This window comes from Streptomyces xylophagus (genome assembly GCF_000716435.1).
Taxonomy (GTDB): domain Bacteria; phylum Actinomycetota; class Actinomycetes; order Streptomycetales; family Streptomycetaceae; genus Streptomyces; species Streptomyces xylophagus.
On the sequence record NZ_JNWO01000019.1, the window covers coordinates 19,260 to 33,099 of the forward strand.

General features: G+C 70.8%; 12 protein-coding genes and 1 pseudogene. 4 read left to right on the forward strand and 9 right to left on the reverse strand.

The annotated features are described in order from the left end of the window. Nucleotides 1–41 precede the first annotated feature (41 nt). Nucleotides 42–1,175 carry a bifunctional class I SAM-dependent methyltransferase/NUDIX hydrolase gene (locus OO70_RS34365; RefSeq protein ID WP_051741906.1) on the forward strand — a complete coding sequence of 378 codons (1,134 nt, stop codon included), beginning with the start codon at nucleotides 42–44 and terminating at the stop codon, nucleotides 1,173–1,175. Here OO70_RS34365 and OO70_RS34370 read toward each other — a convergent pair. Further along, nucleotides 1,155–2,792 carry a serine/threonine-protein kinase gene (locus OO70_RS34370; protein ID WP_051741907.1) on the reverse strand — a complete coding sequence of 546 codons (1,638 nt, stop codon included), beginning with the start codon at nucleotides 2,790–2,792 and terminating at the stop codon, nucleotides 1,155–1,157. The two genes, OO70_RS34365 and OO70_RS34370, sit on opposite strands and share 21 nt — an antisense overlap. 198 nt (nucleotides 2,793–2,990) lie before the next feature. Between OO70_RS34370 and OO70_RS34375 the strand changes: the two genes are divergently transcribed. After that, nucleotides 2,991–4,013 (forward strand): LLM class flavin-dependent oxidoreductase, encoded by a 1,023-nt coding sequence (locus tag OO70_RS34375; protein ID WP_043680111.1) that lies wholly within the window; start codon nucleotides 2,991–2,993, stop codon nucleotides 4,011–4,013. A gap of 27 nt (nucleotides 4,014–4,040) precedes the next feature. On the opposite strand, the pseudogene OO70_RS57120 reads toward OO70_RS34375, so the two are convergent. From OO70_RS57120 to OO70_RS34385, 4 genes and pseudogenes are all read right to left on the reverse strand, one after another. Next, nucleotides 4,041–4,475 (reverse strand): annotated as a pseudogene (locus OO70_RS57120) (ABC transporter substrate-binding protein); the annotation flags it as partial. A 64-nt stretch (nucleotides 4,476–4,539) separates the two neighbouring features. Then, entirely contained in the window at nucleotides 4,540–5,397 is an 858-nt protein-coding gene (locus OO70_RS51410) for a zeta toxin family protein (RefSeq protein ID WP_078651673.1), read from the reverse strand. 6 nt (nucleotides 5,398–5,403) lie between these two features. After that, complete coding sequence (locus OO70_RS51415) at nucleotides 5,404–6,336, reverse strand: zeta toxin family protein (protein ID WP_051741911.1); 933 nt, start codon at nucleotides 6,334–6,336, stop codon at nucleotides 5,404–5,406. Between the two features lie 108 nt (nucleotides 6,337–6,444). After that, complete coding sequence (locus OO70_RS34385; protein ID WP_043680114.1) at nucleotides 6,445–6,708, reverse strand: hypothetical protein; 264 nt, start codon at nucleotides 6,706–6,708, stop codon at nucleotides 6,445–6,447. Between the two features lie 117 nt (nucleotides 6,709–6,825). Between OO70_RS34385 and OO70_RS34390 the strand changes: the two genes are divergently transcribed. Beyond that, complete coding sequence (locus OO70_RS34390) at nucleotides 6,826–7,650, forward strand: GntR family transcriptional regulator (RefSeq protein WP_051741913.1); 825 nt, start codon at nucleotides 6,826–6,828, stop codon at nucleotides 7,648–7,650. Nucleotides 7,651–7,735: 85 nt separating this feature from the next. Beyond that, nucleotides 7,736–10,417, forward strand: a complete 2,682-nt coding sequence (locus OO70_RS34395; RefSeq protein WP_043680654.1) for a YfgM family protein — start codon at nucleotides 7,736–7,738, stop codon at nucleotides 10,415–10,417. 1 nt (nucleotide 10,418) lies between these two features. Here OO70_RS34395 and OO70_RS56695 read toward each other — a convergent pair whose 3' ends face one another. The 4 genes from OO70_RS56695 to gcvH form a co-directional block, all read right to left on the reverse strand. Then, nucleotides 10,419–10,541, reverse strand: a complete 123-nt coding sequence (locus OO70_RS56695; RefSeq protein ID WP_267881245.1) for a hypothetical protein — start codon at nucleotides 10,539–10,541, stop codon at nucleotides 10,419–10,421. An 82-nt stretch (nucleotides 10,542–10,623) separates the two neighbouring features. After that, complete coding sequence (locus OO70_RS34400; RefSeq protein ID WP_043680117.1) at nucleotides 10,624–11,991, reverse strand: L-serine ammonia-lyase; 1,368 nt, start codon at nucleotides 11,989–11,991, stop codon at nucleotides 10,624–10,626. 92 nt (nucleotides 11,992–12,083) lie between these two features. Beyond that, entirely contained in the window at nucleotides 12,084–13,358 is a 1,275-nt protein-coding gene (glyA, locus tag OO70_RS34405; RefSeq protein ID WP_043680656.1) for a serine hydroxymethyltransferase, read from the reverse strand. A gap of 27 nt (nucleotides 13,359–13,385) precedes the next feature. Continuing rightward, a complete protein-coding gene (gene gcvH / locus OO70_RS34410) occupies nucleotides 13,386–13,763 on the reverse strand; it encodes a glycine cleavage system protein GcvH (RefSeq protein ID WP_043680120.1) in 378 nt (125 codons plus the stop codon). Between the last annotated feature and the right edge of the window lie 77 nt (nucleotides 13,764–13,840).

Genomic DNA, 13,840 nt, shown 5'->3' on the forward strand with positions numbered 1-13,840 from the left:
CCCTCACCCGCGAACCCCCACCACGCACACCAGGAGCCCGAGTGGCACACACCAACCCCGACGCATGGAACGCGCACTACACCGACGGCAACACCTTCAGCCCCCTCAGTGACGCCGAGCGCGCCCTGCTCGCCGAGCACGCGCCGGCCCCCGACGGCGGCGGACACGCCCTGGACGTCGGCTGCGGGCTGGGTGAACTCGCCCGCCATCTGGCCGAGTTGGGCTATGAGGTCGACGCGGTCGACTTCGCCCCGGCCGCCCTCGCCCGCGCCGCAACCCGACCCCGGCACCCCACCACCCCGGCGGTGACCTACCACCTGCTCGACATCGAACGCGACAGCCTCGACGCCCTGCCCCACCCCGCCTACGACCTGATCACCTTCCGCCTCAGCTGGGCCTTCGTCCACGACCGCACCCGCGTACTGAACCGTCTGCGCGAGCGGTTGCGACCGGGCGGCACCCTCTGCGTCATCACGCCTGTCGCGGAGGACGTACCGGACGGCAAACGACCCACCGCCCTCGACGACGAGGAGATCGGGGTGCTGCTGCGCGCGGGCTGGGTGTCCGCCGAGCGCCATGACGCGGACGGCCTCGCGTTCGTGGTCCTGCGTGACCCCGCCCCCGCCTCGGCCCCCGTCGACTGCGCGGACAAGGGGCGCCCCTCGCCGCACGCCCTCACCGGTGCCGGTGTCGTCGTCACCGACCCGGCGGGGCGGATCCTGCTGGGCTGGTCGGTGCGCGGGGTCTGGGAGTTGCCCGGCGGCAAGAACGACGTAGGCGAAGGCTTTCTGGAGGCGGCTGTACGGGAGTTGGAGGAGGAGACAAGCCTGCGGGCCGACCCCGCCGACGCCCGCCTGGTGGCCTTCCTGATGGACTCCACCCACGGCATGCCCCGGCTGACGGCCGCCGTCCACGTCACCGCCCACACCGGCCAACCCACCGTCACCGAACCGCAGTTGATCCACCGCTGGGAGTGGCACGAGATCACCGACCTGCCCACCCTGCCCCGGCCGCTGTTCACACCGAGCGCGCATGTCATCAACACGGTGTGGCCCGGTTTGTTGCCTGGTCTTCCGCCTGTTCATCGTTACCCGGTCAGTCGGCTCGACGACGCCCTCGACCTGCCCCGCACGGACGCCGGACCGGCATCGGACTCAGCACAGGTAGTTCGGTGAACCGGCCCAGTAGGTGAGGTAGGACCATGTCTCCGGGCCGATGAGCCCGTCCACCGTGATGTTCGCGCAGGCCTGGAACCGCCTCGTCGCCGCCTCGGTGACGGGCCCGAAGTCGCCGTCCTCGGGAATCGTGCTTCCTGTCATCGAAAGGTTCAGATAGCACTGCGCCTGCTGGACGGCCGCGCCGGACGAGCCGTTCTCGATCGTCGGGCGGCTGCTGGTGTAACCGCAGGAGGTGGCGGGGCCCCTTGGCACGGTGCCCGCCGGCGGGGCGACCGTGGCCGTCACCGTGACCGGCGGCGCTTTCGTCACCGTCGGGGTGCTGGTCACCGTCGGAGTGCCTGCCGACGTCGGGGTGCCTGCCACCGTCGGAGTGCTGGTCACAGTCGGAGTGCTGGTCACCGTCCGCACCGGCACCGCCGTCCTGGCGGCCGCACTGGGAGGGGTCTGCGCGGCCGTCGGGGCCGTGCTCCGGGAGGCGGTGGGCGCGGACTGCGAGCTGTCATGGGTATTGCCGCTCAGCACCACGGCCGCTGCGCCGCCTCCCGCCAGAGCCACCGCGAGTGCGGCCCCGGCGATCAGCAGCGACTTGCGTCGCCCCCGCTTGGGCTCCCGCTGTCGGTCGTACGCCGCCGGACCGGACTCGGGTCGGTCGACCGACCCCTGCGACGGCATCGGCGTGGGAGGTGTCGCGCGGGTGGGTGCCTGGGGGAAACGCTCCTCGTCGGTGCCTTCCGCCGGCGCCACCACCTGCGTGGCCGGATGCTCCGCTGCCCCGGCCGCCGCCGCGTCCACCGGCTGCCCGGCTGCCACCTGGTTCAGCATGCGCTGGGCCTGCTCGGCGGTGGGCCGTTCGGTCGGGTCCTTGCGCAGCAGCGCTTCGATGACAGGAGCGAGCGGTCCCGCGTGCCGGGGTTCGGGAAGCTCCTCGGCGATCACCGCCTGCAAGGTGCTCATCGTCGTAGTGCGATGGAACGGAGACTCTCCCTCCACCGCGGCGTACAGCGTCACACCGAGCGACCACAGATCGGACTCCGGGCCCGGACGGTGGCCCATGGCGCGCTCCGGGGCGAGATAGTCCGGCGACCCGACGACGTCGCCGGTGCGCGTCAGACCGCTGGAGCCCTCCATGACGGCGATGCCGAAGTCCGTGAGCACCACCCGGCCGCCCCGCTCGAGCAGTACGTTGGCGGGCTTCACATCCCGGTGGAGAACGCCCAGTTGATGCGCCCGGTCGAGCGCCGACAGCAACTGTGCGCCGAGCCGGGCGGCGTCCCGCGGCAGCAGCGTTCCCTCGGTGGCGAGGACGTCGGCCAGCGACTGTCCGTCGATCAGCTCCATCACGATCCACGGCCGGCCGTCCTCCTCCAGCACGTCGAATACGGTGACGACCCCCGGGTGCTTGACCCGCGCCGCGGCCCGGGCCTCCTGTTCCATGCGGGTGTGCAGCACCGCGAGCTCTTCGCGCGGCAGGCCGCCGACCGTCAGCTCCTTCACCGCCACCTCGCGGCCGAGCACCTGATCCCGGGCCCGCCACACGGTCCCCATCCCACCGCGGCCGAGCCGCTCGACGAGGAGATACCGGCCGGCCAGCAGCCGCTCCTCCTCCTCACTCATGGCGTACGCATGATCATGGTTCCTCACTTCCGCCGACATGCGGCCGAGGATGATCCCGCCTCCTTCCATGCTGTGCCGACCGCTCGGCGTTGTCGCGCCGAACCGGACCGAGGACGCCGATGGCCGCACCGGCCGGTGGCCTGGTCACGGTGGGCCGGCGCGGGGAATCAAACGGGGTCGCCGGACGCTCTGGCCTGCGTGAAGAAGATAGGTTTCCTTTCGTTCGGTCACTGGTCGCCGAGTCCGCATTCCAAGACCCGGTCCGCCGCCGACTTCCTGCACCAGTCCATCGACCTGGCGGTCGCGGCCGAGGAACTGGGCGTGGACGGCGCGTACTTCCGCGTGCACCACTTCGCGCAGCAGGCGGGCAGCCCGTTCCCGCTGCTCTCGGCCATCGGCGCGAGGACCTCGAAGATCGAGATCGGCACCGGCGTGATCGACATGCGCTACGAGAACCCGCTGTACATGGCCGAGAACGCGGGCGCGGCCGACCTCATCTCCGGCGGCCGACTGCAGCTCGGCATCAGCCGGGGCTCACCGGAGCAGGTGATCGACGGGTGGCGCTACTTCGGCTACGCCCCCGCGGAGGGCGAGACCGGCGCGGACATGGCCCGCCAGCACGCCGAGGCTTTCCTGAAGGTGATCGAGGGCGACGGCTTCGCACAGCCGAACCCGCGGCCGATGTTCCCCAACCCGCCGGGGCTGCTGCGCGTCGAGCCGTACTCCGAGGGGCTGCGTGAACGGATCTGGTGGGGCTCCAGCTCGAACGCGACCGCCGTCTGGGCCGCGCAGCTGGGGATGAACCTGCAGAGTTCCACCCTGAAGGACGACGAGACGGGCGAGCCGCTGCACGTCCAGCAGCGCAAGCAGATCGAGGCGTACCGCGAGGCGTACAAGGAGGCGGGCCACACGCGCGAGCCGAGGGTGTCCGTCAGCCGCAGTATCTTCGCCCTGACCGACGACGTGGACCGGGCCTACTTCGGCCGCGACCGCGACTCGCGCGACCAGATCGGCATGATCGACGACACGACCAGGGCGATCTTCGGACGCTCGTACGCCGCCGAGCCGGACGTGCTGGTGAAGCAACTCCGGGAGGACGAGGCCATCCAGGCCGCGGACACCGTCCTGCTCACCGTCCCGAACCAGCTCGGGGTCGACTACAACGCCCACGTACTGGAGAGCATCCTGACCCAGGTGGCACCGGAGCTCGGCTGGCGCTGAGTGTCCGGCACACAGGGGATACGCGATGGTCTTGGCCAGTCCCTTGTACGTGGACGCACGGAGCCTGTGCACCACGGCGCCCCGCTCGACCGCGCCCGTGCCCGGTTCGCGCAGGCTCCGGGCGATGAAGAGCAGCGCGTCGTAGGCCTCCACCGCGAAGAGCTCGACGCTGCGTCCCCCGAAGCGTTTCCTGTACGACGCCACGAAGCGCGCCGCTGCGGGCAGTTCGGCCGAGTCCACGTAGGTCGTGCCGAACAGCCGGCCCTCGACCGCCGTGCCCGCCTGCGTGAGGAACTCGCTCTGCAGGGCGGGTTCCGCCGCAGTGCGCGTGCCTGTGAAGCCCGCCTGTTCCAGCGCGCGGGCGCACAGGGCGGCCGGGTGCGGCGATGCGCCGGTGTACACCATGGCCTGCGACTTGGCCGCGACGACGGCGGCCGCGGGGCGGAAGTCCGCGCTGCCCGCCGGGACGACATGGCTGGTGGTCCTGCCGTTGGCCGGTGGCCATTCGGTCGTCGACCAGCCTCATTCAAGCCGGCCGCGCCCGAACGGCCTCCTCGATACCCCGAGCATTTATCAGCCCACGAAGCGGGAAGTCCGGTGGTAGCAGGGGCGCTGCCAAGGCGGCGATGTCCGAGAGTTCCGGGCGGTGTTGCGGTAGCGATGCCCACAGCCGGCGCTGCACGGCTGCGAACCGGGCTGCTTCGGTGTGCGTGTAGGGGCGCTGCCGCTCCCTTTCCAGCATGGCCGCGGGACCACCTTGCCGGTTCCGCAGCGCGCGAACGTCCCGGTCGGTCACCGTGACGGTGCGTACTGCCGGATGGCGGTCGAGGGCCGGTGCGAGTGCGGCGAGCGCTCGGTAGCACCGGTCGTGCCCGTGGAGAGTGGTGAAACGGGAGGGCAGGCCTTGTTCCAGGCCGAGGGCGAACCGGTGCGCGGTGCCCTGACGACTGTCGGCCGCACGTACCGCCAGGACCAGCATCTCGACGCGGTAGCCCGCGGCCTGGAACCGGGAGGCCGAAGCCAGCAGGTCCGTACCGGTGGCCGGCGCCGCCTCCACCACCACATCGGCCCTCCGGTTTCGGAGCCATTCCTCTGCCGCGTTCTGCCAGGCCCGGTAGTCGGCTCGCAGCACAGCTCCCGCCGTACGCGGACGCTCGGCGAGCAACCTGGCGTACTCGGGGTGGAACGCGCGGAAGTCCTCGCCGGACACGAGGACCGCACCTGGACGCATGGCACGTAGTACCAGGACGGAGGCCGCTGTCTTCCCGGCGCCGGGCTGCCCCACCACGTAGACCGCCACCGGGTGGCGTCGGGGTTCGGGGTCGCCGAGATGGCTCGGAACGATCAGGTCGGTGAAAATGCGTTGGTGTTCCGCGGGTGACAGCTGGCGCTAGCCGCCCCCTCGGGGAGCGGCCGGATCTGCGCGGTCCCGGGGGAGCAGTGGTGCGGCCCATCGGAGGCTGTGGCGGATGTCCTCGGCAACGGCCGTCCGGCGGGCCGGCCCAGGGGTGGTGCGCGCCATGTGCCGGACGCGCGAGGCGGTGTCGTGGAAGCGGTCGGCTTCGGTGACGGTCCATGGCCGTGTCCGCTCGGCGTCCACCGCCTGAGCAGCGCTCGGCCGGCGTGACCAACGTCCGTTCGGCGCCAGCCGGTTCAGGTACCGAACGCCGTTGGCGCCGATCACTGTCACCAGGTTCGCCAGTCGCTCGGCTTCGATGATGCGCAGGACTTCGGGGAGTGCTCGGGAGCAGTGGTCGTGGTGGTGCGCCGACACATAGCGGCCGGTCCCGGTGGCCCGCACCTGCTGGAGGTAGCGGCGCAGTACGGCCAGGCCGCTGAGGGCCTGCGGAACTGCGAGCACGGCCAGTTCGACCCGGTGGCCGGCGTGTCGGTAAGCGCCCACGGTGGTGCGGGCCTCCTGCGGGTCGGCCAGAGCCGTCTCGATGACGGCGTCCAGCCGGTGACGGCGGGTGTAGTCCTCCACCTCGGCCTGCCAGCGGCGGGTGTCCGGGCGCGTACGCATTCCGGCGCTGAGGTCGTCGACAGCCAGGAGCGCCGGATAACAGGGGTGGGCCCGTTTGTAGTCGTCGCCGGCGATGCGCACGGCGCCTCCGCGGTGGGCCAGCGCGTGGTGCACCAGGTTCGCGAAGGTGGATTTGCCGACGCCGGGCTGGCCCGCCACGAAGACCGCGACCGGGGAAGTCTGGGGCGTGGCCTTCTTGGTGACGGTCGGCAAGATCGTGGTGATCAGCAGGTCGCGGTGTCGCTCTTCGGGCAGTACGGCAGGGGCGAACCGTTGTTCACCGTCACGTGGCCGCGTCAATCGGCGTCCCGCGCTGTGGGCGCCCCTGCGTGACGCGGACTCGACTCCGCGGCCCGACGGGCATGGGGGCGTCGAGGACTGGAGAGGGTGATCGCAGAAGTGCGGAAGTCATCCGGTGTCGGGATCCTTCGAGCGGAGCTCGGCGCGCAGCAGTCGGGGTTCGGGGCCGGGGCCGCGGCCTTGCACGCTCCAGGCGTCGGCGTCGTCGAGTGCGTTCTGCACGTCGACCCAGGCGTCCTCGGAGCCGATCGGGTCGATGGTGCACAGGACAAGCGCGCCCTGGTTGATCTCCTGGATCCGGGTGGTGCCGCCCGTGAGGTCCGCGAGCCGGGCGGCAAGTGCCGCGGCACGCCCTGCCAGGACCGCATCCACTCCTCCCCCTCACACCGCACTGATTACTGACCGTATTGCTAATCGATTAGCGTGCCGTTAACCGATTAGCGTGTCAAGGGTTGCAAGGAGTAGCCAGTTCCTCTCCGGGAGTAGGCAGTGCCCACTGCGGACTATCAGCGCATCGCCGAAGACCTGCGCAGGCGACTAGCGGAAGGAGAATGGTCCCCGGGTGAGCGACTGCCACCGCGGGCCCAGCTGGCTCACGAGTACCGGACCAGTCCGGCCGCGATCCAGCGCGGCCAGGAACTGCTGATCGACACCGGCCTGCTGGAGGGGCGCAAGAGCGTCGGCGTCTTCGTCCGCGCCCCGGAGGCGCGCATCGCGCTGCCCGTGCTGCTGCCGATTCCGGACGCGATCCGGCAGGCCGGGCTCGTCCCGGCCATCGAATACCGGTCGGACGTCAAGGTCCCGGCTCCGGAGCCGATCGCCCGGCGGCTGTCGGTCGACATCGACACACTGTGCGTCCGCACCCGCTACGAGTATCTGGGCAACGCCCGCCCTCTGGCCCTCGGTGAATCGTGGGAGCCGATGGCTCTCACGCATCGCACGCCCGTTCTCCTGCCGGAGGACGGGCCGCTGGCCGGTACCGGCGTGGCTCGCCGGATGGCCTCGGTCGGCGTCCGGGTCGGCCATGCCCAGCTCCGCACGCACGCCCGGCACCCGGACGACCATGAGGCACTGCGGCTCGGGATCACCCGCCGCACGTTGATCATCAGGCTGGACCGGACCCACCTGACCGACACGGGCCGGCCGGTCGAGACCGCCACCTTCCTTCTCCCGCAGACGCGTTGGGAACTGGTCTACGACGTCCCGATACCGGCCTGCGATCCCCTCGGCGACGGGCACCGCCCGCAGGGAGCCGACGGTCACGCCGCCGAGAGCCGACCGATCAGACAGGGCGGCACCCCCCGCAGGCGGTGACCGCCGCGTGGCACGTGGGGAAGGGATGCCGGCCACGCGGACCGGCAGTCACAGACGCGGGATCGGACGACCATCAGGGGTGGGCGTGACAGGTCGGGACTTGAGGGCTCTCTTCGGCTCCAACGACCACCAAGTGGGAGCGGACGAGGCGTTCACCAACCGGGAGGGCCAGTGGCGGATGTTCGTGAGCGCCCTGGACGCCCACCGGCAGCACGTGACCGCCGCGGGTTTCGACGCCGCAGACCTGGAGGCACCGCGACGCAACCTGCTCGTCTTCCACGGTGTCGGCGGCATCGGCAAGTCGACGCTGTCACGGAGGCTGGAGGCCGCGCTGGCCCATGCCGAACACAGGCCGGCGCAATGGGGCGAACCGGCCTGGCACGGGCCGCGGATCGTCCCTGTCCGGCTCGACCTGGCGCGCTCGGCGAACACCGACTTCGAACGCGTCGTCGTCACGATCCGGCTCGCCGTCGCGGCCGCGGTCGGCCGGCCCATGCCCGCCTTCGACATCGCGCTGCGCCGCTACTGGGACCACCAGCACCCTGGCGAGCCGTTGGAGGAGTACCTGCGCCGTGACGGTCTGGTGACCCGCTTCGGCCAGGCTCTTCCGCAGCAGGTGCAGGCGGCGCTCGGCGAAGTCGCCCAAGGCCTGGCACTGCCCGGGATGCTCGGATCCGCGGTCGGGCAGCTCACCGGCGCGCTGGTGCGGGCGCTGCGCGAACACCGCCGCTCAGTGAGCGCGTTGGCCGGCTGCGCGCGGCTGGCCGACCTCCTGGAAGCAGACACCGACCTGGAGGCACTCTCGTACTACCCGCACCTGCTCGCCTGGGAGCTGGCCCGCTTACCGGCCCGCAAGCAGATCACCCCGGTGGTGCTGCTGGACACCTTCGAGGACATCGGGGACCGCACCCACCGGGACCTGGAGCGGCTGCTCCAGCACGTGGTGTGGCTCATGCCCAACGTCTTCTTCGTCGTCACCGGACGCAACCGGCTGCAGTGGGCCGACCCGGCCCTGCACGGCCAACTCGACTGGACCGGCCCGGCAGCCTGGCCCGGGCTGGCAGGCCACGGTGTGCCGGCGCCCCGCGCCGCCGCAGCCGATCCGGCAGCCGACCCGGACGGTCGCCGTCAGATCCTGATCGGGGACTTCAGCGACGAGGACTGCCAGGATTACCTCACCCACCGCCTCGCCACCGACGGCCGGCCACTGATCGACCCGACGCTGCGACGGGTGATCGCCGAGCGCTCCCACGGACTGCCTCTGTACCTCGACCTGGCCGCCATGCGCTTTCTCGAGATCCGCCGCACCGGCCTCACCCCGCGACCGGCCGATTTCGACGTCGACTTCCCGGCCCTGATCGCCCGCACCCTCACCGACCTCACCCCCGACGAACGCCACGTCCTGCGCTCGGTCAGCCTCCTGGACGCCTTCGACATCCCCCTGGCCACGGCCGGCGCCGGAATCAGCCGCGACGCCCCGGTACTCCGCCTGCTCGAGCGGCCCTTCGTCCGCCACACCCCCACCGGCCTGTGGCCCTACCACCTGCACGCCCTCATCCGCTCGACCCTGCGCACCGCCGAAGACACCACCGACGACCGCTGGTCACCCCGGGACTGGCGAAACGCGGCCGAACGCGCCCACAGCGCCGTGGGCCGACAGTGGGCCGAGCACACCGGTCCCGGCCGCCGTCTGCTGATCGCCTGCCTGCGCCAAGGTCTCACCCTCGCGGCCGAGTTCCACCTCGACCTGGGCTGGCTGACCGAGGCAGCCTGGCAGTACGTCAGCGACTCCGTGTGGGAACCCGTCACCCCCACCCGGCGGGACATCGGCGACGAGGCACATCCACAGACACCGGCCGACGCCCTGGCCGAACTGCTCAACACGCTCGGCCGCCGACAACACGAACACCGCCGCACGACGGCCCACCGGCTCGCCGCCGTCATCGACGCCGGCCTGCTACCGGAGGAACTGGGCCAGATGGCCCTCTACTACCTGGCCAAGGCCCACCGTGACCTCGGCGAGTCGGCCGCCTCCCGAACCGGGATGCAGCAGGTGGCCGACGGAGGAGGCCGCCTCGCCCCCGCCGCCCGCCGCGGCCTGGCCCACCTCGCCCGCCTGGCCGGCGACTTCCCTGCCGCCCTGACCGTTGCCGAGACACTGGGGTGGGCCGGCCGGCAAAACCGCGTACTCGGCGACATCCACTGGCCTCAAGGCGACATCACACGAGCAGCCGACGCCTACGAACATGCCCGCGACGACGCCGACCAACGCGGTATCGCAGGAGAACGCGCAACCGCCCAGGCACACCGCGCACTCGCACTGGCCTTCGCGGACCCCACGACCGCGGACAGCGACATCGCCCTCGCCCACCACCTCCTGACCGACCTCACACTCCACGCCACCACCCTGACCCTTCACATCGCCGTCCTCATCCGCGACGCGGGCCGCAGCACGGACATCGACGAACGCGCCCGGTCCCTGCGCACCGAGATCGAGACCGCCGGGCTGACGTCCCTCTTCCCCCTGCTCGAGCTCGCAGTCTGCTTCCACCACGCCGTCCGCAGCGACGAGGAACTCCTCGCCGCCGCCATCCACCGACTGCGCCGGCTCACCAACGACGGCGACCACGCCTACCTGGCCGACATCGCCTGCTTCATGGACAACCGGCCACTCACACCGGACGCCCGCCCTGTCCGGTGGCTGGAGAACGAAGAGACCATCCGCCGACGCTGGCGCACGCTCGTCACCGAACGGCGCGGCACCTGACTCACCCGAACGTGATCGCTGTGGGGGGGAGTTGGAAGCGCCCCGCGCGGCTGCGACGCTGGAAGCCGCCGAGGTCGGGCTGGAGCGGCAGATCATCGCGCGCGAGGTACTGTCCCAGGGACATTCCGGGGATTTTCCGCCGCGTAAGAAGGGAAGGCCCCGACAGCGCCGAAAGACAAGAACGCGCTGATCAGGCCCCACCCCCCTCAACACTCGATGATGTTCACCGCAAGCCCGCCCCGAGCCGTCTCCTTGTACTTCACGCTCATATCCGCCCCCGTCTCCTTCATCGTCTTGATGACCTTGTCGAGGGACACCTTGTGCGACCCGTCCCCCCGCATGGCCATCCGCGCCGCGGTCACCGCCTTCACCGCTGCCATGCCGTTGCGTTCGATGCAGGGGATCTGGACGAGGCCGCCGACGGGGTCGCAGGTGAGGCCGAGGTTGTGTTCCATGCCGATCTCGGCCGCGTTCTCGACCTGTTCGGGGGAGCCGCCGAGGACCTCGGCCAAGGCGCCGGCCGCCATCGAGCACGCCGAGCCGACCTCGCCCTGGCAGCCGACCTCGGCGCCGGAGATGGAGGCGTTCTCCTTGAAGAGCATGCCGATCGCGCCGGCGGCGAGCATGAAGCGGACCACGCCCTCCTCGTCGGCGCCGGGCACGAAGTTGATGTAGTAGTGCAGGACCGCCGGGATGATGCCGGCCGCGCCGTTCGTCGGGGCCGTCACCACACGGCCGCCCGCCGCGTTCTCCTCGTTCACCGCCATCGCGTAGAGCGTGATCCACTCCATCGCGTGCGCCAACGGGTCGCCCTCCGCCCGGAGTTGGCGTGCCGACATGGCCGCCCTGCGCCGGACCCGGAGGCCGCCGGGCAGGATGCCCTCCCTCGACATGCCCCGCGACACGCACGCCTGCATCACACGCCAGATCTCCAGCAGGCCGGTCCGGATCTCCTCCTCCGTGCGCCAGGCGCGCTCGTTCTCCAGCATCAGGGCGGAGATGGACAGGCCGGTCTCCTGCGTGAGGCGCAGCAGCTCGTCGCCGGTGCGGAACGGGTACTTGAGGACCGTGTCGTCCAGCTTGATGCGGTCGGCGCCCACCGCCTCCTCGTCGACGACGAAACCACCGCCCACCGAGTAGTACGTCTTGGAGAGCAGCTCCTCGCCCGCCGCGTCGAACGCCCACAGCGTCATGCCGTTCGCGTGGTACGGGAGGGCTTTTCGGCGGTGCAGCTTCAGGTCGTTGTCGAAGGAGAACGGGATCTCGTGCTCGCCGAGGAGACGGATGCGTCCCGCCGCCTTGATCTGCTCGACCCGTTCATCGGCCCCCTCCACATCCACCGTGCGCGGCGACTCGCCCTCCAGGCCCAGCAGCACCGCCTTGGGCGTGCCGTGCCCGTGGCCGGTCGCGCCGAGGGAGCCGTACAGCTCGGTGCGGACCGAGGCGACGGAGTCCAGCAGTTCGTCGTTGCGCAGTCGGCGCGCGAACATGCGGGCCGCCCGCATCGGGCCGACCGTGTGGGAGCTGGACGGGCCGATGCCGATCGAGAACAGGTCGAAGACCGAGATGGCCACGGTGACTCCTCAGAACGCAAGACGTGCGGGGTGGTGCAAGGGGTAGGACACCGCGCACACCTACTGGCGTGCGCGGCGCCCGGTGGGCCGACTTACAGCCCGGGATACAGCGGGTACTTCTCCGCCAGCGCGGTCACGCGGGCCTTCAGACCCTCCGCGTCGGCCTCCCCGAAGGGAGAGGGCGCCTTCAGCGTCTCGGCGATGACGTCCGCGACCTCGGCGAAGTCCTCGGCCGTGAAGCCGCGGGTCGCCAGCGCCGGCGTACCGATGCGCAGGCCCGAGGTGACCATCGGGGGACGCGGGTCGTTCGGGACGGCGTTGCGGTTGACCGTGATGCCGACCTCGTGGAGCCGGTCCTCGGCCTGCTGACCGTCCAGTTCGGAGTTCCGCAGGTCGACCAGGACCAGGTGCACGTCCGTGCCACCCGACAGGACGTCGACTCCTACGGCCTTCACGTCGTCCCGCACGAGGCGCTCGGCCAGCAGCCGCGCCCCCTCCACGGTACGCCGCTGACGCTCCTTGAAGTCCTCGCTCGCCGCGACCTTGAAGGAGACCGCCTTCGCGGCGATCACATGCTCCAGCGGACCGCCCTGGAAGCCGGGGAAGACCGAGGAGTTCAGCTTCTTCGCGAAGGACTGCTTCGCCAGGATGATGCCGCCGCGCGGGCCGCCCAGCGTCTTGTGGGTCGTGGACGTGACGACGTCCGCGTACGGCACAGGGTTCGGGTGCAGACCCGCGGCCACGAGCCCCGCGAAGTGCGCCATGTCGACCCACAGATAGGCCTCGACCTCGTCCGCGATCCGGCGGAACTCGGCGAAGTCCAGCTGCCGCGGGTACGCCGACCAGCCCGCGATGATGACCTTCGGGCGGTGCTCCTTGGCGAGCTTCTCGAGCTCGGCCATGTCGACCAGACCGGTCTGCGCGTCCACGTGGTAGGCGACCACATTGAACTGCTTGCCGGAGAAGTTCAGCCGCATCCCGTGGGTCAGGTGGCCGCCGTGCGCCAGGTCCAGGCCGAGAATCGTGTCGCCCGGCTGGGCCAGCGCGAACAGGGCGGCCTGGTTGGCGGAGGCGCCCGAGTGCGGCTGCACATTGGCGTACTCGGCGCCGAACAGCTCCTTGACCCGGTCGATCGCGATCTGCTCGGCCACGTCGACGTGCTCGCAGCCGCCGTAGTAACGACGGCCCGGGTAGCCCTCGGCGTACTTGTTGGTGAGGACCGAGCCCTGCGCCTCCATGACCGCGACCGGAGCGAAGTTCTCCGAGGCGATCATCTCCAGCGTGGACTGCTGCCGGCGCAGCTCGGCGTCGACCGCGGCGGCGATGTCCGGGTCGAGCTCGTGCAGGGGAGTGTTCAGGACGGACAGGTGATCAGACATCGGTGGTACGACTCCTCAGCCGGCGGAAAACGCGGTGTACTCGTCGGCGGAGAGCAGGTCGGCCGGCTCCTCCGCGACGCGCACCTTGAACAGCCAACCGCCCTCGAAGGGCGCCGAGTTCACCAGCGACGGGTCGTTCACCACGTCCTCGTTGATCTCGGTGACCTCGCCGCCGACCGGCGAGTACAGGTCGGACACCGACTTGGTCGACTCCAGCTCACCGCAGGACTCGCCCGCGGTCACCGTGGAGCCCACCTCGGGGAGCTGGGCGTAGACGACATCGCCGAGCGCGTTGGCCGCGAACTCGGTGATGCCGACCGTCGAGACGCCGTCCTCGGCGACCGACAGCCACTCGTGCTCCTTGCTGTAGCGCAGCTGCTGGGGGTTGCTCATGGCCTGAATTCTCCTGTACGCGGGGGAGTGCTGATGAATGGGGGACTACGGAGGACATCGGCAAGCAGGGGCGATCC